This is a genomic window from Kineococcus rhizosphaerae (assembly GCF_003002055.1).
Lineage (GTDB): Bacteria > Actinomycetota > Actinomycetes > Actinomycetales > Kineococcaceae > Kineococcus > Kineococcus rhizosphaerae.
Genome location: NZ_PVZF01000011.1, coordinates 147,366 through 164,901, shown reverse-complemented (window position 1 = coordinate 164,901; position 17,536 = coordinate 147,366). Strand labels below are relative to the sequence as shown.

At 74.3% G+C, this 17,536-nt stretch carries 19 protein-coding genes; 7 read left to right on the top strand and 12 right to left on the bottom strand.

What is annotated here, in order from left to right; genetic code table 11:
* Positions 1 to 76: 76 nt before the first annotated feature.
* From CLV37_RS20285 to CLV37_RS20275, 3 genes are all read right to left on the bottom strand, one after another.
* The gene (locus CLV37_RS20285) at positions 77 to 1,288 is read right to left on the bottom strand and encodes an FAD-binding domain-containing protein (protein WP_170127393.1); all 1,212 of its coding nucleotides are present in this window, start codon (positions 1,286 to 1,288) and stop codon (positions 77 to 79) included.
* Between the two features lie 82 nt (positions 1,289 to 1,370).
* Positions 1,371 to 2,195 carry an alpha/beta fold hydrolase gene (locus CLV37_RS20280; protein ID WP_106213818.1) on the bottom strand — a complete coding sequence of 275 codons (825 nt, stop codon included), beginning with the start codon at positions 2,193 to 2,195 and terminating at the stop codon, positions 1,371 to 1,373.
* A 2-nt stretch (positions 2,196 to 2,197) separates the two neighbouring features.
* Complete coding sequence (locus CLV37_RS20275; protein WP_106213924.1) at positions 2,198 to 2,719, bottom strand: phenolic acid decarboxylase; 522 nt, start codon at positions 2,717 to 2,719, stop codon at positions 2,198 to 2,200.
* A gap of 65 nt (positions 2,720 to 2,784) precedes the next feature.
* Here CLV37_RS20275 and CLV37_RS20270 point away from each other — a divergent pair, with 65 nt between their 5' ends.
* Positions 2,785 to 3,264, top strand: coding sequence for a MarR family winged helix-turn-helix transcriptional regulator (locus tag CLV37_RS20270; RefSeq protein WP_211298812.1), 480 nt, complete (start codon positions 2,785 to 2,787; stop codon positions 3,262 to 3,264).
* 17 nt (positions 3,265 to 3,281) lie between these two features.
* Here CLV37_RS20270 and CLV37_RS20265 read toward each other — a convergent pair whose 3' ends face one another.
* Both CLV37_RS20265 and CLV37_RS20260 read right to left on the bottom strand, forming a co-directional pair.
* Positions 3,282 to 4,166 carry an alpha/beta fold hydrolase gene (locus CLV37_RS20265; protein WP_106213816.1) on the bottom strand — a complete coding sequence of 295 codons (885 nt, stop codon included), beginning with the start codon at positions 4,164 to 4,166 and terminating at the stop codon, positions 3,282 to 3,284.
* 151 nt (positions 4,167 to 4,317) lie between these two features.
* The gene (locus CLV37_RS20260; RefSeq protein WP_170127392.1) at positions 4,318 to 4,734 is read right to left on the bottom strand and encodes an NUDIX domain-containing protein; all 417 of its coding nucleotides are present in this window, start codon (positions 4,732 to 4,734) and stop codon (positions 4,318 to 4,320) included.
* A gap of 170 nt (positions 4,735 to 4,904) precedes the next feature.
* Here CLV37_RS20260 and CLV37_RS20255 point away from each other — a divergent pair, with 170 nt between their 5' ends.
* Positions 4,905 to 5,579 carry a hypothetical protein gene (locus tag CLV37_RS20255; protein ID WP_106213812.1) on the top strand — a complete coding sequence of 225 codons (675 nt, stop codon included), beginning with the start codon at positions 4,905 to 4,907 and terminating at the stop codon, positions 5,577 to 5,579.
* Between the two features lie 152 nt (positions 5,580 to 5,731).
* Here CLV37_RS20255 and CLV37_RS20250 read toward each other — a convergent pair whose 3' ends face one another.
* Both CLV37_RS20250 and CLV37_RS20245 read right to left on the bottom strand, forming a co-directional pair.
* The gene (locus tag CLV37_RS20250; RefSeq protein ID WP_106213810.1) at positions 5,732 to 7,081 is read right to left on the bottom strand and encodes a hypothetical protein; all 1,350 of its coding nucleotides are present in this window, start codon (positions 7,079 to 7,081) and stop codon (positions 5,732 to 5,734) included.
* Positions 7,082 to 7,088: 7 nt separating this feature from the next.
* A complete protein-coding gene (locus CLV37_RS20245; RefSeq protein ID WP_106213808.1) occupies positions 7,089 to 7,565 on the bottom strand; it encodes an HIT family protein in 477 nt (158 codons plus the stop codon).
* Positions 7,566 to 7,738: 173 nt separating this feature from the next.
* On the opposite strand from CLV37_RS20245, the gene CLV37_RS20240 reads away from it, so the two are divergent.
* Positions 7,739 to 8,338, top strand: a complete 600-nt coding sequence (locus CLV37_RS20240; RefSeq protein ID WP_146149513.1) for a hypothetical protein — start codon at positions 7,739 to 7,741, stop codon at positions 8,336 to 8,338.
* 130 nt (positions 8,339 to 8,468) lie between these two features.
* The gene (locus CLV37_RS20235) at positions 8,469 to 9,311 is read left to right on the top strand and encodes a hypothetical protein (RefSeq protein WP_106213804.1); all 843 of its coding nucleotides are present in this window, start codon (positions 8,469 to 8,471) and stop codon (positions 9,309 to 9,311) included.
* A gap of 128 nt (positions 9,312 to 9,439) precedes the next feature.
* Here CLV37_RS20235 and CLV37_RS20230 read toward each other — a convergent pair whose 3' ends face one another.
* The 4 genes from CLV37_RS20230 to CLV37_RS20215 form a co-directional block, all read right to left on the bottom strand.
* Positions 9,440 to 10,069: a hypothetical protein gene (locus CLV37_RS20230; protein WP_106213802.1), complete on the bottom strand. Its 630-nt coding sequence runs from the start codon at positions 10,067 to 10,069 to the stop codon at positions 9,440 to 9,442.
* Positions 10,066 to 10,656: an RNA polymerase sigma factor gene (locus CLV37_RS20225; protein WP_106213800.1), complete on the bottom strand. Its 591-nt coding sequence runs from the start codon at positions 10,654 to 10,656 to the stop codon at positions 10,066 to 10,068. The genes CLV37_RS20230 and CLV37_RS20225 overlap by 4 nt, the downstream gene beginning before the upstream one ends.
* A 187-nt stretch (positions 10,657 to 10,843) precedes the next feature.
* Entirely contained in the window at positions 10,844 to 11,977 is a 1,134-nt protein-coding gene (locus CLV37_RS20220) for a Kelch repeat-containing protein (RefSeq protein WP_106213798.1), read from the bottom strand.
* Between the two features lie 205 nt (positions 11,978 to 12,182).
* Positions 12,183 to 12,641: an Lrp/AsnC family transcriptional regulator gene (locus CLV37_RS20215; protein ID WP_106213796.1), complete on the bottom strand. Its 459-nt coding sequence runs from the start codon at positions 12,639 to 12,641 to the stop codon at positions 12,183 to 12,185.
* An 85-nt stretch (positions 12,642 to 12,726) separates the two neighbouring features.
* Here CLV37_RS20215 and CLV37_RS20210 point away from each other — a divergent pair, with 85 nt between their 5' ends.
* From CLV37_RS20210 to CLV37_RS20195, 3 genes are all read left to right on the top strand, one after another.
* Positions 12,727 to 13,161 carry a rhodanese-like domain-containing protein gene (locus CLV37_RS20210; protein WP_170127391.1) on the top strand — a complete coding sequence of 145 codons (435 nt, stop codon included), beginning with the start codon at positions 12,727 to 12,729 and terminating at the stop codon, positions 13,159 to 13,161.
* A 435-nt stretch (positions 13,162 to 13,596) separates the two neighbouring features.
* Positions 13,597 to 14,310 carry a DUF4253 domain-containing protein gene (locus CLV37_RS20205; RefSeq protein WP_170127390.1) on the top strand — a complete coding sequence of 238 codons (714 nt, stop codon included), beginning with the start codon at positions 13,597 to 13,599 and terminating at the stop codon, positions 14,308 to 14,310.
* A gap of 1,420 nt (positions 14,311 to 15,730) precedes the next feature.
* Positions 15,731 to 16,552, top strand: coding sequence for an MBL fold metallo-hydrolase (locus CLV37_RS20195; protein WP_106213790.1), 822 nt, complete (start codon positions 15,731 to 15,733; stop codon positions 16,550 to 16,552).
* Positions 16,553 to 16,733: 181 nt separating this feature from the next.
* On the opposite strand, the gene CLV37_RS20185 is transcribed toward CLV37_RS20195, so the two are convergent.
* On the bottom strand, positions 16,734 to 17,513 hold the full coding sequence (locus CLV37_RS20185; RefSeq protein ID WP_106213786.1) for a FadR/GntR family transcriptional regulator: 780 nt from the start codon (positions 17,511 to 17,513) through the stop codon (positions 16,734 to 16,736).
* Positions 17,514 to 17,536 lie beyond the last annotated feature (23 nt).

The window sequence follows — 17,536 nt, the reverse complement described above, 5'->3', positions numbered from 1 at the left end:
AAGCCGACCGCCTAGGTGCCGGGCCCGGTGCTGTCCAACAGCTTCGGGTTCGGCGGCCACGACGGGTGCCTGGTCCTCACCCCGCCGAGCGCACCCACGCGCTGAACGAGCGCAGGGACCCCTGACCGGGCCGGCGCAACCACGGCCACGGGTGGCGGGCGACGACGTCCAGCTGCGCGGCGCGGCGGGCGAAACCGGGGACGGGGGCGTGGGTGACGGCCAGCCGGCGCCCGGACAGTTCCGCCACGGGATCACCGAGGTGCACGTCGCACCCCAGTTCGGCCAGGGTCTCGGCCAGGAACACGAGCCGTTTGCCGGACAACCGCAGGTGCGCCAGCAGCGGTTCGTCGAACACGAAGACGGTGGGCAGGTCCGGGTGCGCGAGCAGGGCCGGGTCGGTGTCCCCGAGGGATTCCGCCGTCAGCCAGACGGCGTCGGGTTCTCCCGCGACCTCCGGTTCCCGCGGGCCCGCGGCGTCGGTGGGCCCACCCGTCAGCTCCGCCGGGACGTCGGCGCGGGGTCCGGCGTCGGTGTCCGGCCACTCCTGCACGGGGCAGGCCCGCTGCAGGGCGCACCCCCGGCACAACCCGGGGGCGCGCTTCTCGACCTGCCAGCGGCTGAAGCCGTAGACCTTGCCCGTCCCGGTCCCGACGGCCCACTGCCAGCCGAGACGGTTGGCGGCCTGCGAACCGTCGAGCAGGTGGCGGTACATCTCCTGCGCACCCTCGCGCCAGTCCGCCCCGGCGCGCACCGACCACTGCGACGCCAGCCACATGCGGGTCTGGTTCACCAGCCAGCCGTCCTCGTGCAGTTCGGCGGTGGTCGCCGCGACGCACGCCATGTCCGCCGGCCAGGGTTCGCGCGGCCAGGCCTGCCGCGGGACGGGAGCCTCGAAGCGCAGCGCCTCGGCCGTGCGGTGGCCGAGGCGGGCGTAGAGGTGACGGGCGTACTCCTGCCACAGCAGTTCGTCGCGGAACTTCGCGCGGTCCCGGGCCGGCGCGTCGGCGGCCGCGGCCCAGACGGTGGGCAGGGGCAGCAGGCCGTGGCGGACGTAGGGGGACAACCGCGTCGCGCCCCGGCGCCCGACCGGGAGGACCTCGTTGCGACGGGCGGCGTACCCGGCCAGGTCCAGCGTCGCGAGCGCGGCATCGGCGGCGCGCTGGCCGCCGCGCACGGCCGAGACCGGCACCGGTTCCCCCGGCGGCTCGCAGGTCAGGTGCCCGAGGTGGGTGGCGACCCAGGCGCGGACGGCGTCGCGCTCGGTCGGCGGGGACGGCAGGAGCGGCACCGGCCCATCGTCGCCTCGGCGGACGGGGTCGGCACCCGCTGGCGTCGGGCCGGTGCCCGCACCACGGGCACCGGCCGTCGGCTCAGGGAGCCAGGAACTCCGCGATCGCGTGGGCGAACCCCGGGTCGGACAGCGCCTCCGCGTGGTCGCCGTGCACCCGTTGCAACCGGGCCCGCGGGACGGCGGCGGCGAGCACCTCGGGACGTTCGGCCAGCGGGTCGGCGTCCCCGGCCACCACCAGCGTCGGGGCGCTGATGCGGTCCAGGGCCAGGGGTGCGGCGTGCACGGCGTCGGCCTGGGCGGCCAGGGCCAGCAGGTCGTTGCCGGTCGCCTCGGCGAACTCGCGGAAACCGCGGACCAGCGGGTCGGTGATCGCCGAGGGGTCCGGCGCACGCAGGGCCCGCGCGAGTTCGGCGGAGGACAGGGCGCGGGTGTCGACCCCGCCGAGTTCCACGATCCCGGCGCCGACCCCGCCGACGGCGAGGCGGTGGACGCGGTCGGGGTGCGTGGAGGCGACCAGGAGCGAGACGACCGAGCCCATCGAGTACCCGACCAGGTCGATCACGCCCAGGTCGAGGGCGTCGAGCACCTCGACGACGTCGGCGGCCATCCGGACCTCGCCGTAGCGCGCCGCGTCGTGGGGTTTGTCCGACGCCCCGTGCCCCCGGGCGTCCACCGCCAGGACGCGACGTCCGGCGGCGAGCAGGGCCTGCAGCAGGCCCGTGCGCGGCCACTCGACGAAGGCGCTGGCGCTGAACCCGTGGTGCAGCACGACCGGGTGCGCGGCCGCACCGGAACCGTCCCAGGCGTGGACGACGAGCGTCAGCCCGTCGGACGTGCTGACGCGGTGGGTGTGGTCCGGCGCGCGCAGGTCGTCCTGCGGTCCGGGTTCGGGCGAGGGTTCCACGGTCAGTTCTCCTGGTCGACGAAGGAGGCGGGCAGGTCGCCCGGGGCGGTGGAGACGACGTCCTCGTCGTCGGTGCCGACGTGCTCGAAGAACGTGATCCGGGCGAACTCGGGGACGACGTGGATCGGGTAGGTGGGGCCGGCGTCGCGGTACTGCTGCATCAGCGGCAGGTGGTCGTTCTGGAACAGGACGGTCCTGGAACCGTCCTCCTCGACCCAACGCGGGAAGAAGATCGTGCCGTGCAGGCGGCGCCGCCCGGGCATGACGTTCACCACGACGCAGGTGCCGGTCGGCTCGGTCCAGGAGACCTTGTAGCTGTCCTCGTCGAGCTGGACGAGGTCGACGTGCTGGTCCTTGACCCAGCGTCCGCCGACCATGCCGGAGTGGATGCGGTAGTCGATGGTGCGTGAGTTCTTGACGTACATCTCGTACCGCCAGCCGTTGGCGTAGGTGTAGACGAAGCGGTGCCCGACCAGCCCGTCGAGGTTCTGCGGGGGAGCGGGGTCCTGGAGTTCCGGCGTCATCACCGCATGATTTTGAGTGCAAAACCAGTTGGAGGTCAAGACCCCTCACCGGGCAGGATGAGGACGTGCCCGACGACACCGCCCCCGGCCCCGCCGCCGACCTGTCGGTCCTGCTGGGCCCGCTGCGCCGCAAGGTGTTGCGCCGCAGCCGGGAGCTGGCCGACCTGCCGGACCTGCCCGAGGCCCAGGTCGAGCTGCTGCGCGTCCTGGCCGCCCGCGGCCCCTCGACCCCCAGCCAGCTCGCCGGGACGCTGCACCTGGCGCGGTCCACGGTCAGCAACCTGCTGCGCGCCACGGGGGCGGCCGGCCTGACCGAGCGGACCCCCGCCGTCGGTGACCTGCGCGGGGTGGACGTGCGGGCCACCCGGGCCGCGACGTCGCTGCTGACCCGCTACGACCGGGCCAGCGCGACGACGGTGGCCTCCGCGACGGCCCGGCTGAGCGGGCGGGAGCAGGCGCTGCTGCCCGAGGTGGTCTCGGTGCTGGCGCACCTGCTCGCCGTGCTGGAGGAGCAGGACGAGCACGAGCGGCCCGGCGCGCCCTGACGTCGCCCCCTCAGCCCTCAGCCCCGCTCGCGCGGCGCCGCCGAGCGCGCGTCGAGCCAGTCCACGACCCGGCGGGTCACCTCGTCGCGGTTGGTCTCGTTGAAGACCTCGTGCCGGGCCCCGGGGTACACCTCGACCTCCACGTCGCGGACCCCCGCCTCCCGGTACCGCCGGCCCAGCAGCTCGATCAGTTCCCCGCCACCGGCCAGCGGGTCGTCCCCACCGCTGACCACGAGCAGCGGCAGGCCCGGGTCGATCCCCGCCAGTTCCCGCGGGTCACCGACCCGCGGGGAGGAGAACAGCGCCCCCATCACCTCCGGCGCGGTCTCCTGCCCGCACAACGGGTCCGCGACGTAGGCGTCCACCTCCGCCGCGTCGCGCGAGAGCCACTCGTAGCCGGTGCGGGGCTCGAAACCGGCGTTGAAGGCCGACAGGTCACCGCCCTGCCCCTCCTGCGGCGCCGGCAGGCCAGCGGCGAACACGTCGATGGTCGTGGACCCGCTGAGCACCACGCCGTCGTAGCGCCGGGAGTGGTCCAGCAGGGTGACCTGCGTCGCGAACGAGCCCATGGAGTGCGCGACGAGGAAGTGCGGCAGGCCGGGACGCTCGGCCTCGACGAGGGCGGAGAACTGCGTCACGTCTGCGACGAGACCGTCCCACCCGCCGACGCCGAAGCTGACGTGCGGGGTCCGCTCGTCCACCGAGGCGCCGTGACCGCGGTGGTCGTGCGCCCACACGTCGTACCCCGCCGCCACCAGCGCCCGGGCCAGCCGGTCGTAGCGCGGCGCGTGCTCGCTGAGGCCGTGCACGACCTGCACGGTGGCGCGGGGTCCGGGCGCCGGCCAGTGGTAGCCGTGCAGGACGAGACCGTCCGCGTCGGAGGGGAAGGTCAGGTGGTCCACGGTCGGGTCACGTCCTCGTCGTCGGGGGTGCGTGCCCGAAGACTAGGACCTGTTCCCGCGCGGACCGTGGCCGAGTCCGACCGGAGGCGGCAGGGGTGAGCCGGTGGACCCGTGGGACGACCGTGGAGCCGGGCAGACCCCCCGGGGCGTCTCACGGGCTGGTCGGGTCGAGCAGCTCCCTCAGCACCTCACGGTGCTCGGGGTGCGCCCACCGCAGCTGGTCGAACTCCCCGAGCGTGAACCAGGCGAGACGGTCGTGCTCGTGGGGACTGACGTTGCCGGGACGTCCGTCCCAGGCTCGTACCCGCCAGGCGCTCAGGCGCACCTCGGTGCCGGGCGCGCCGGAGGTCACGTGCAGTCGCGAGGTGGGTTCGCCGTCGCACTCCAGGACGTCGATGCCCAGTTCCTCGCGCAGCTCCCGGCGCAGGGCCCCGGTCTCGGACTCGCCGGGTTCGACGTGGCCCCCGGGCAGGGCCCACCGGCCCGGGAAGGCGCGGCGGCCCGCGCTGCGCAGCCCCAGGAGCACGCGCTGGTCCTGGACGAGGATGCCGACGGCGACGGTGTGCACCCGCGCAGCCGAGCACGGGGTCGCGACAGTGCCCGGGCTACCGATCGAACCCCGCCGTCACCACGATCGTCGAGCGCGACGGTCGACGGCGGGTCAGGTCTCGATCTGACGTCGGGGTCGGGTGACGAGGTGCCTTCCTCGGTGCGGGCACGTGCTGGCACGGTGAGCGGGTGAGTCCTGACGGCGAAGACCACGACTGGTCGCGACCCCTCCTCGACCTGCCGCTCCCGTCACCGGTCGCGGCGGCGCTGGACTCGCTGCTGCCACCACGGGGACGCCCCACCCGTGGGCCGCGGGAACGGGGCCGGCTGGGGCACTTCGAGCCGGTGAGCGAGGACGCGGCGCGGGAGTGGCTGGGTTTCGCCCCACCCACCCTGCCCAGCCTGGAGGCAGCCGGTTTCCGCCGGTGCTTCGCCCGCCAGGGTTCCCGGGAACTGGTCCCGCGCGCTGAGCTGGGCCGCGGGGAGAGCGCGGCGGTGTACGTGTTCCACCTCCCGCCCGGTGTGGAGTGGGACCCGGAGACGACCTTCGTCGAAGCCCGGCGCCGTGGGCTGACGTTCCTGTGGCTGCAGGCCGGCTACGGGGTGCCGTGGCCGGGGGTGGCGCGGGCGTCGGCGGACATCGGGCGCGACCCCGCCTGCGGTGACTGGATGACGGTGCTGGTGGGTTCGACCGGGGTGGGGGTCCAGCACCAGCGGGGGGTGACGCGGTTGACGTGGTCGTACCGCTCGCCCGCAGCCGCCGACGGTGCTGCGGACTTCGACGTGACGGTGATGAGCGGACGTCCGCCGCGGGCGTCGGTGGAGGTGATGGTGAGAGACCGCGTGGCGGTCGGCCTGGGGTGAGGTCCCCCGGTTCGCGTCGGCGACCGCGGGGGTTCCCGGCGTTCGACGGCCGTCGATCCCGGACCCGGACGGACGAGAACCCCAGAAATCCCGGCGCACCGGTTTCGTCCGCGGAAACCCCGGGCCCTGCCACGTCGACGGCACCGTCCGGCTCACAGGTCGAGGAAACCGTCGGCCACTCCCGGCCGGGGTTGCCAGTGCGAGGCCAGCCGGTCCACGAGGTGCGCGGCGGCGTACTGCGAGCCGATGGCGCGACCCAGCTCGTCGAAGAGCGGTGTCCGTTGCCGCAGAACGACACCCGGCCGTCCGGACACGGTGCACGTGAGTTCCAGGACCGTCTGCGGCCACGAACCGTCGAGGCGGTACCGCACCTCACGTGCCCCCACCCGTTCCAGCTGCCCGGCACCGCGCTGGGCGCTCCTCAGCACCTCCCAGGCGTAGGACCGGGCGTCCACCGGCGGCGGCTGCAGGGGCCAGCACCCCTCGCTGACGTCCACCGCGTCAGCGGCCAGCACGTCGGTCCGGGAACCGTCGGCGGCGTCCAGGGTGAAGACCTCCACGGGGTGGTGCACGACGTGGGACCTCCACCCCGTCGGGCGGTGGGCCAGGGCGACGGTCAGCCGGGTGCCGTGGGCGGTGACGGCGTCGATCCAGCCACCACCGAGGTCCCACGAGGCCACCGTCGTCCCGTCGGGTCCGCGGGCGCTGAGGACCGGCCGGGCGAACGCCGGATCGTCGTCGGGCGCTCTCCGGCCGGGTCCTGCGAACCACTCCAGCCCACCACCGGCGGCGACGGGGCCGTACCCGGCGACGTCCTGGGACGGCAGGGTCGGGTGCGGTGTCCGCGGGGGCGGGTGGAAGTCCGCGGGCAGGGCGTACCGGTCGCCGAGGAACGGTGGTGGTGTCTCCTGCCACGGCAGCAGGAAGTGCCGGGTGCCGTGGGCCACCTTGTCCCGGTCCCCGTCCCAGCGGGGACGCCGGTGCACGTCGTCCCCCACGGCGGCGACTAGGAGACCCTGCGGGGTGTCGAGGAGTTCTCGGACTCCCCGGTCCAGTTCGACGGTGTGGACCCGGCCGTCGGAGTCCACCCGTTGCAGCCGGCCGTGCCGGGGTGGCTCGCTGGGAGGTGCTCCGCGGGGTACGACCTCGTACTCGTCGGCGCTGCCCGAGCACCACGCGAAACCCGGCCTGCACACCTGGAGCGACTGCTTCGCCGTCGGATCGTCAGAGTCGTCGACCAGCCCGCTGGCGGCGATCCCCTCCTCGCCGACCCGCACGACGGGCCCGCCGCTCTCCTGCTGGACCCACAGCGACGTCCCGTCGTCCAGCACCACCGTGGAGGAGTACCGCACCGCCGCGGGGGGTGGCTGCGCGGACCACGACACCACGTTCCGGACGGTCCCGTCGCGGAGGTCGAGGACCGCGGCCACGGGTTGGTAGCGGTCCACCGCCCACAGGCCGGAGTCCAGGGGGACCAGCCACCCGGGGGCCAGGAACCTCACGACCCGATCACCCACGGGTACCGGCCGGACCCTCGCCCGCGCGTCGAGCGGCGGCGGTCCTGATCTCGCGCGCGTCCTCGTCCAGGTGTCGCCTGTCCCGGTCCAGCGTCCCGGGGAGGTTCTCGACGGTCCAGCCGTCCCCGGTGCAGCGGGGCAGGACGTGCAGGTGGAGGTGGAACACCGTCTGGAAGGCGACCTCGCCGTCGCAGAGGAAGAAGTTGATCCCCTCCGGGCGGAACGTGGAGCGGCGCAGGGTGCGGGCCAGGTCGTGAGCCACCGCCCAGACGCGGATCCCCGTGGCGTCGTCCAGGTCCTCCAGGCCCACCGCGTGGTGGCGCGGCACGACCAGGAGGTGCCCGGGGGTGACGGGGTAGCGGTCCATGAAGGCCACGACGGTGTCGTCCTCGAACACCGTGCTGGCCTCGGCGTCGTGCCGGGCGATGGCGCAGAAGACGCACTCCTGCGCGGTCGGGGTCGCGCTCACGGGACGACGGTTCCAGGGCGGCGGGCCGGGTGCCACTCGGTCCACGATCGGGTGGTTCTCCTGATCGGCCGCCCGGGTGCTCTGGTGCGCAGACGTGCCGTGCAGCACCCGGCCCCCTCCTAGCCTGGGACGGTGCACGCTCGAACCGGGACGGGGCGGGACCCGAGATGCCGGTGAGCGGTCCCGACGGTCGGCCCGGGGACCGGCCCCGCGGGTGGTCACTCGCCCGACGACGTCTGCCGGCCCTCCTGGAGCGCCCGGGACTGGTGGCCTGGCTGGCGCTGTGGGTGGTCCTGGGAACCGTCTACGGCTGGGCGTCCTGGGACGAGGAGCGCACGTACGCCCAGCGGGGTGCGTACACCACCGCTCCCGTCCTCCTGGTGGACGACTGCGCGCACCCGAAGTGGGGCAGCATCGAGGTCGAGGTGCTCGGTCGGCGGGCCTACCTGAGCTGCACCGATCCCCTCCCCCGGGCGGGGGACCGGTTGCAGGTGCAGTACGACACCGCGAACCCCCGGGTCGCCCGCCGCGCCGGTTCCGGTGACGACTCGGTGGCGCTGGTGCTGATGTCCGGTGGCGGTGCGGCGTGCGCGCTGGTGCTGACGGGCTGGGTGCTGCTGCGCCGCCTCCAGGCACGGCTCCACCCCGAGGTGGAGGAACGCTTCCGGGCGGACCTCCGCGAGCGGGCGGAGGTCCAGGTGCGGACCCGGTGGGAAACGGGCCGCGGGCCGTCGTGGCGGTGGCCGTCGCACCGCGGTCGGCACCGCCGCTGACGAGCGAGCTGAGAACTCGGCGCCGGGTCACGGGGCCCGCCGTGCCGAACCCCGTCGGGACGCTGCTGTCGGAGGTGTCGGTCAGACTCCCGGGCATGGTCGTCGACGTGTTCGCAGGGGGTGTTCGCCGGTGAGCGACCTGCGTCAGGTCGCCGCGCCGCCGTGGGAGGAGGACCTGCTGGTCACCGCGGAGTTCGAGCGGGTCGTGCACGTGTGGTCGCGAGAACGGGCTGCGCGCTGCGCCACGTTCGAGACGGTCCACGACGATGGATCCCGGGTGGCGCTGGTTCCGGGTGAGCGGCCGGTGGTGGTCGCCGGGGCGTACACGCGTCAGGGCGTGTGCGGTTACGACCTGAGCGGTGAGCGGTTGTGGCAGGACCGCAGCCGCACGAACGTGCAGGTCTTGACCGCCTTGGCGGGAGGCCGTGTCGCTGTCAGCTGCGACCGTGGCCCCACCCGGGTCCTGGACGCGGTCACCGGGGAGGAGGTGAGGTCCCTGCGGGGGGTTCTGCGGGTGATCGCGTTGACCGAGGATCTGTCGCTGGCGGTGGGCGGCGGCTGGTGCCGTCTGCTGGATCGGTGCTTGGACCCCGTGGCGCCCCGGATCGCGACGGGGCTGGGGCCGGTCTGGTTCGCGGCCACCGACGGGGAGCACCTGGCCATCGAGGACAACGGGTTCTTGCGCATCCTCGATCCCGACGGCCGTGATCGGGTGGAGGTGGGCGACCACCTGCGCCCCCTGGCGCACGATCCGGTGACCGGGACCTGGGTGACGATCCACGAGACCTGGGCGGGACGGGCGTCGCTGGTCCGGTTCGACGACGACGCGGTCGTTCTCGAGGAGCGACCGTGCGAGCGTCCGCGTGACGTGGCCGTGGTGGACGCGGGCAAGGCGTTGGTCGTGCTCACCGGTGCCGGCCTGCAGGTCGTGGACTGTTCGAACTGGAGCACTCGGGCGCTGGGGGCGGCGTGACAGCGGCGTCCAGTGCGGGGTGAGGTGGTCAGGTCTGGCCGCGGTCGCCAGGACCGGGAGCACGCGCAGCGCGCCACGACCCGGACGTCGGACAGGGTGTCACCGCTCGGGTCGAGGTTCTGGGGTCGTCACTTGCTGCGGAAGTCCGGGGACTGGTCGGAGTACCAGATCCGCCACGGGTCGGTGTCGCTGTCGCGGACGAGCACGACGGACCCGCTGAAGGGGAACTTGCCCGACCGCAGCCCCGGTCCGTAGTCCCACTGGTAGGACAGCGGCACCGCCACCACCTGGCGCCACAACCGGTGCGCGGTGAGCGCGGTGGGGTCCGGCTGCGCCTGGCCGATGGTGACGTCCTTGGCGGGCAGCTCCTGCGCGGTCCACTGGATCATCGCCTCGACACCGGTGTCCGGTTCCTCGGCCCAGTAGTCGTGGAAGGCGCCGGCGTTGTCGCCCGCGATCCGGGCGTCCATGTAGTGGCGGACGACCTCCTCAGGGGTCGCCACCCGCGTCGCGGCAGCCACCGTCGTCCGGGTGGCCTCCCACGGCCAGGGCGAGCCGCCCACGACCGTGGGCGCCGCCGCGCCGGCCACGACGGCCAGGCCGAGCGCGACGGGCAGGAGCTGGGCACGGCGGCGCCGGCGGCGACCTCGCGCCTTGAGCGCCGCCAGGTCCCACGTCGGCGCCGGGGCGGGGCGTTCCCGCAGGGCTGACCGCAGGCGCGCGGACACGTCGACGTCGGAGTGCGGGTCGTGGGTCATGAGCGGGCTCCCCTCGAGGTGGGCCGGGTCGTGGGCGCGGGCGTCGGTACGGGTTCGGCGGAAGTCGCGGAGTGCTCCTGGACGAGGTGCTGCTGCAGCAGTCGACGCGCGTGGTGGGCCTGGCTCTTGACGGTGCCTTCGCTGCAGTGCAACAGGTCGGCGACGTCGCTGACGGGCAGGTCCTCGACGAAGCGCAGCACGGCCACGGCTCGCTGCCGAGCCGGCAGGTGGCGCAGGAGCTGCAGGACGTCCAGCCGTTGGCTGCTGTCCTCGGCGTTGTCCTCGGCTCGCGGGTGGGTGCTCGTCGCCTCGTCGCCGGCCTGGTCCAAGGTCGCGGTCTCGTGGCGTCGCCACGCGCGACGGTTCTCGGAGATGAGGCGGCGGACGAGGGTGGTGCGGGCGTAGGCGTACTGCTCGCCACGGCGGCGCACCCGGGGCCAGGCGGCGTAGAGGCGTTCCATCGTGTCCTGGACGACGTCGTCGCTGTGGTGCCAGTCGCCGCACCAGGCGTAGGCCAGCACGCGCAGCCGCGGCATGGCGGACGTGGCGAAGTCGTCGAAGTCCTGCTCACCGGGGTGCGCCTCCACGGTCCCTCCCTTCCTCACCGGTTGATACGCACCAGCCGCCGCACGAGGTTGCACCCGGGGACGCCGAGGGGCGATCGCACGACCCGGGCCGGCGGTGGAGCGTGCGAACCCCGGAGTGCGCAGACGTCGCTGGACGTCCTGGCCCGTGGTGGGAGCAGCCAGGCGGCGCGTCGTCGTGGACGGCCCGTCACGTCGGCTGGATCTGCCAGCCGGTGCGTTCCATCGAGTCGTCCCACACGACGAGCCGATCACCCGCCCAGGCGACGGTGGTCGGGTCGCCGTCCACGACGCCGGGCAACGCGGGCAACGCGGTCCAGGTCTCCTCGTGCAGCACCGCGTACCGGCCGCCGACTCCGACCGCCACGTGCCCGGGACCGACGACCACGTTCTGGGCCCAGCGGGGGTCCTGGAGCGCCGCAGGCAGGTCCAGCGGGTCGGACGTGCCGTCCACCGGGTCGACCCGCTCCAGCCTCGGCTCCTGGTCCGCGTTCCACCCGGTTCCGATGAGCCGGCGGCCGTCCCACCCCCCGAACGGCACAGCGGTCGGGCCGGAGGTCTCCTCCGCGCCGCCGGGGACGGGGACGGGGACGGCGCGCCAGCGGTCGTGGGCCGGGTCGTAGGCCTGGACGCTGCTGCCCGCGTACCCGTCCGGCACCTGGGTGAGCCCCACGAGCAGTTCGTCCGCGGTCCAGATCGTGCAACAGCTCTCCCCGGAGTCGGGGCCCGGGACCCGGCTGGTGCGGGTGGTGCCGGTCGCGGGGTTCCAGGCCCAGAGGGTGTGCGGGACGGGTTGGCCGCTGCCGTCGGTGCCGACGCACAGCACCTCCGTCCCCGACCACCAGGCGGGGGCGTAGACGAGCAGGTCCGACTCGGGGGCCGGACCCGATCCGCCGGTGGCGGGGTCGAACCAGGACCAGCCGTCGGTCAGGAGGTTCCCCGTCCAGGTCGTGCCGTGGTGGAAGGAGTGGGGTTCGGGGAAGCGGCGCCAGGTGCCGGTCGCGGGATCGTAGGCGCCGCTGTCCGTGACCGGTTCGGTCGGTGGGGCGGCGCAGCTGGCGTTCGCCGGGCAGTCCGGCACGGGCCCGACGACGGGGCCGGTCCCGCCGACCACGAGCAGTTCCGCCCCCGTCCACGTCAGGGTCGGGGCCCCGCGGGGGTCGATCGGTGGCGGGGGGAGTTCCTGCCAGGTGGCGGTCGTCGTCGGCAGGTCGCCGGGCCAGCGGGTCGCGGGGGTGGCCGGGTCCTGGCTGTCCCTCGTGCCGCAGGCGGCGAGGACGCCGGTGGCGGTGAGGGCGGTCAGCAGGTCGCGTCGGCGCAGCACGTCGCTGGGACGTCGCCACGGTGGAGACGGTTCCCGTCGCGCCGCCCGACGCAGGAGCGCAGCGACGAGCAGGACGAGGGCGGTCGCTGCGATCGAGCGACCGATCTCGGTGCGCCGCGGTCGACCGGTGGGTCCGTGAGCGGGGCGGGGCTGAGCACGAACCCTGCGGGTTCACACCGTGCGGAGGGCGGGTACGTCCCGGTGCTCACGCGGGATCGAGGCGTCGGCGCGGGAGCGGGCTGGAGTAGACGACGCTGGTCGTGATGCCCCCCAGGGTCGCCAGCTTGCCGGTGATGCGTTCCAGGTCGCGCATGGACCGGGCGAGGACCTTGAGGACGAAGCAGTCGTCCCCGGTGACGTGGTGGGCCTCGACGACCTCGGGGGTGACGTCCAGCAGGTCGTGGAAGGGTTTGTAGTTGCCCGTCGGGTAGGCCAGGCGCACGAACGCGGTCACGGTGTAACCGAGCGCCTCGGGATCCAGGGTGGCGCTGTAGCCGGTGATGACACCGGTGTCGGTGAGACGACGCAACCGGTCGGCGGTGGCGCTCGCGGACAGGTTGATCGCCCGGGCCAGGTCGGCGACGCTGATGCGGCCGTCCCGCTGCAGCTCTTCCAGGACGCGGCGGTCGGTCGCGTCCAGGGCCGGCCGGGGATTCGTCGCCACGACGGCGAAACTACCAGCGGATCGACGGCGCAGACGCGTCGACGCCGTGGACAGGACCTGGTCCCGCAGGAGTCGACCGGGTTCCATGGTGGGCATGCCGACCTCGATCTCCGCGGTGGACTTCTTCGCCGCCAAGCTCGCCCACCAGACCGATCCCGCCGACCTCGCCGCGGCCCGCGCCGCCGGTGCGGCGCCGCTGGTGCTCGACGTGCGCTCGGCAGCGGGGTGGAGCCAGGGCCGCATCCCCGGCGCGGTGCACCTGCCCGGCGCGCAGGTGCACGACGGCATCGCGGACCTGGCCCCGGACCTGGACACCCCGATCGTCGTCTACTGCTGGGGGCCGGGCTGCAACGGTTCCACCAAGGCCGCCTCCACCCTGGCCTCGATGGGGTACACCCGGGTGCGGGAACTGATCGGTGGTTTCGAGTACTGGGCGCGCGAGGGTTTGGCGGTCGTCACCGACAGCGGGCGGTCCCGGCGGGCGCCGGACGACCTCGTCGGTCCGGTCCCGCTGCCGTGAGGGAGGCCGGTACCGGTGGGGCGGCGCAGCAGCCGGCGTCCGGGTCAGCGACGACGCGATCTGCGCACCCGGGACGTGTCGACGGGCTCGTAGCTCGCTCCCACGCTGCCGGAGACAGGCCGGTCCGGGTACCACGCGGGCTCGAGGCGCCCCTCGGGTGGGAGCGGTGCACGGCGTTCGCGCCACTCCTGGTGGCGGTGGTGCAGCAGCGCGCGGATCAGGCGCGGGTGGAAGCGGACCACGGACTGCCTCCTGGTTCGGTCGTGACCACGGCACTGCGCGGGTGCGGGTCATCGTGCCGCACGACAGCGCCGTGGCCGGGTGCCCGCGCGGCACGAGACGATCGTGGATCCACGTTCCCGCCCGACCCTCGTTCCGGACGCCGGACGGGACTGCTCTTCGCCCCGTGTCCGACCCACCCTCAGGATGGAGCCCGTGAGCGGTTTCTCGAACCTCCCGGGCGGTCTTCCCGCCGGTGCCGTGGTGATGAACGACGACGGCGTCCCCGCCCTGTGGGCGTCGGTCGGACCGGCCTCGCTGGAGGTCTTCACCCGGCTGCACGCCGAGCGCACCCGCAGCGGTTTCCACCCCGTGCTGCTCGACGAGCCCGCTGCTGACTGGGAGGCGGAGAGCCTCTTCGAGTCCGAGCTGGACCGCGTCGACGACCTCGACGCCGAGCAGGTGCTCAGCTCCTGGTTCGAGGAGGTGGAGGAGCAGAGCACCTGGCCGGGCCTGGCTCCCGCGCAGCCGCTGCGCCACGACCCCGACGCGCTGGCCCTGGAGCTGGCGCGCGAGCTGCTGTCGGCGGACCCCGCCCTGCGTCTGGGGCTCGTCCCGGTCTCCCGGGGTGCCGACGTCCTGGCGTCGCTGGGCTGGTCGGGTGCGGTGAACTTCGACGCCAGCCCCGCTGAGCTGTCGTGCGTGCTGCGCAGCTGGGAGGAGCGCTTCGGTGTTCGACTGGTGGCGATCGACTCGGCCACCGTCGTCGTCTCCGTCGCCGCCGAGATCACCGAGACGGTCTCGCTGCAGCTGGCGGGCGAGCACGTGGCCTTCTGCTCCGACGCGATCTACCAGGACGGTCCAGGATCGGTGGCCGAGTACGCGGACGAGTTGCCCGGACAGCTGTCCTGGCGTTTCTGGTGGGACTGACCTCGTGCACGACGTCGACCTGCCCGGGGCGAGGCCCGCGGGTCCTCGGCGCGGCCCGCCGGCGTCCACGGCGGCGGTTCGCGGTGCGGTTCAGCCGTCGCCGTCGTCCTGGATGAACCACGGGTCCTGCTCGTCGTCGCGCACGAGCGGGTAGCCCCACGACGTGGGGCCGTCCGGCACGGTGTCGTCGACCGGTCTGGTGGAAGACCTCGACACCGGGCGAGTGCCGCCACTGGCGGACGCCCGCGACGACTCCTCGATCTGTGAGGCGCGACGGTTCGAGACGTCGCGGGTCGCGCGGACGCCGCCGAGTCGAGGGGGCTCCTGCCCGTGGACCGACCTCGATCACCGGCACGTGCGGAAGATCTCTGGGCGGGGGTTCGCCGACTGGGCCGGGGTTTCGACGTCCCGGCGCGCGCGGGTTTCGCCGTGCCGGGACCGGCGGTGGGAGAACGCGAGCCGTTCGACGTGGTGCCGTTCGACGTGGTGACCGAGGTGGCTCTCGCTGGCAGGATCGTGCTGTGCCCCGTCGGTGGACGATGTCCTGCGCGCGGCTGCTGGACCGCGCCGGCGCACGGCCCGGTCCGCGGCGAGGTCGCGGTCGAGGGCGGGGGCTCGGGCGTGCTCAGGGGCGTGGGGTGGATCGGCGGGCGTCGGTCGTCGCGGTCGTCACGGTGATCGCCCTGCCGATCGCGGCGGGGGTCTGTTCTTCGGGGCGCCGGCGCAGGAGCGGGTGCGAGCAGCGCGTCCGTCCGGCGCGGTGGTCCACGACTGCGACGTCGCTGAGGTCAGCGTGGTGCAGCTCAGTGCCCGGCTGCGCCAGGTGCGGGGCGGGTTGGCGGGTGGTTTGGCGGGCGTGGTGCTCACGACCCGTGGCGCGGACGCGGCGGAGGCTCAGCAGGTGGGACCGGAGGTGGCGGTGCTGCTGCGTCCGTGCGAGGCGGCGGCGATCGGGGTGGGTCTTTCCGTGCCGCGCGGTGCCGGGGGTGTGGACGGGGGCAGCCACGACCCGTCGGCCGCTGCAGGGTTGGCGGTGCAGGGCCTGTCGCAGCGGCTGCACGCCGGAGAGGCCGGTCTCCACCTCAGCGACCCCTCGCAGGAGCTGTGCCGGGACGGTGGCGCGGGCGGGAGGTGGACGGGATGGTGCCTGACGCTGGAGTCGGCCGGTTCCGGGCAGACGACTTTCTCGGTGCCGGTGCGGTGGGGCGCGCGAAGTCGTGACCTGGGTGGGTGGGGTGTTCTCGACGTGACCGTGTGGGTCCGGGGAGGGTGAGCCCCCGGTGCGTGCGCCGGGGCTCCCGCAGGTGCCGCCGGAACTGCGCAGACGCACCCCCCACCACCGCGCCGTCGCCGACGGGGAGCACCTCCGGTGCCTGCTCCGAGCGCTCCTCGCCGGCCCGGACCCACCTAGCCTGCCGCCATGAGTCCCCTCGACCTCGACGTCACCTGGAACACCGCCACCTCGGGCGCACCTGAACCGGCGTTCCAGGTCCACTGGGCCGACGAGGCCACGGTGGTACTGCGCCAGAGCATCACCTCCCACTTCGAGGCACCGTTCCTGTACCTGCTCCTCGGCACCGAGCGGGCACTGCTCCTGGACACCGGTGCCACCGGGGACGACGTCGCGCGCTCCCTGCGCTCGATCGTGGACGGGCTCGTGGACGAGTGGCTGAGAGTGCACCCCCGTCCGGGCTACGGACTGGTGGTGGCCCACTCCCACGCTCACGACGACCACGTCGCCGGCGACGGCCAGTTCGACGACCGGCCCGACACCGTGGTCGTGGGGCACGACGTCGCCGCGGTGCGTTCCTTCTTCGGCATCGACGCGCAGGGTGCGGGAGGGCGCCTGGACCTCGGCGGTCGCGTGGTGGAGGTCGTGGCGATCCCCGGGCACCACCGGACCTCCGTCGCCGTGCACGACCCGGCCACCCGTGCCCTGCTCACCGGCGACACGGTCTACCCGGGCCGGCTGTACGTGGACGACTTCCCGGCGTTCTGCGCCTCGCTGCAGCGCCTGCGGGAACTGGTCCGCACCAGGTCCGTGGAGCACCTGCTGGGGGCGCACGTGGAGATGTCGGACGTGGCCGGGGTGGACCACCCCCGGGGTTCGGTCCGTCACGACGGCGAAGCCCCGCTGCCGATGACGCCTGCGCACCTGGACGACGTCGCCGCTGCGGCTGCCGCCACCGGAGGTGCCCCGGGCCGTCACGTCTTCGACGACTTCGTCCTGTGCATCGAGTGACCGGTCGGTCGTGGTCCTGAGTCGGAGGAGGTCACGACCCACTCCGCGACGGGTGCGTCCGAGACGGCGTCCAGCGTCGCGGCCCAGGTGGAGAGCCGCTGGTCCGGGCGGTTGCGCAGGCCGACCTCGACGTGACCGGCACCGCGTTCGGCGGCGGCGAACGAGCGGCCGGGTCCGGCGGTCACCGGGCGGGGGCGGGCAGGACGCCGGTGCGGGCCAGGGCCGCGGTCAGCAGCTCCAGGTCGATGGCGACGTGGGCCCGGGCGATCCGCTCGGCGTCGTCCGCCCGGCGCCCGGCGATCGCGGCGACGAGCTCGCGGTGCTCGCGCAGCGCCCGGACCTCCATGGCCCGCATGCCCTCCGGCGCTCCCCACAGGTGCGCGGGGGCGCCGATGCTGAGCTGGCCCTCGAGGTCGGCCAGCACCCGGCGCAGGGTGTCGTTGTGCGCGGCGTCGATGATGGCCAGGTGCAGGGCGCTGTCGGCCTGCTGGGAGGCCAGGCCGGACTCCGCTCCGGCGTAGACGTCCAGCGCGTCCTCGATGCGGGCCAGGTCGGCGGGGGAGCGGGCCTCGGCCGCGGCCCGGCAGACGGCCCCGTGCAGGCGGGCGATGGCTTCGCACAGGTCGCGCAGCTGCGCGTAGGTGGCCGACAGGGTGCGCCCGACGATCGCGGTGGAGGACTCGGGCCACTGCTGGACGACGAAGGAACCGCCGGTGCGGCCGCGACGGGTCTCGATGAGACCGCGCCGGGCCAGGTGCGCCAGCGCCGCGCGGACCGTCATCCGCCCCGCGCCGAGAGCGGCGGCGAGGTCGCGCTCGGGGGGCAGCCGGGAGCCGGGCAGGTACTGCCCGGTGGCGATGGCCGTGACGAGGCGTTCGAGCACCGCGGCCACGCGGGGGCTGTCGGGACCGGCGGACGCACCCGTCCGCGTCCGCGCCCGCTCCGCGTCCGTCTGCCTCACCCCGCCATCCTCGCGCAGTTTCC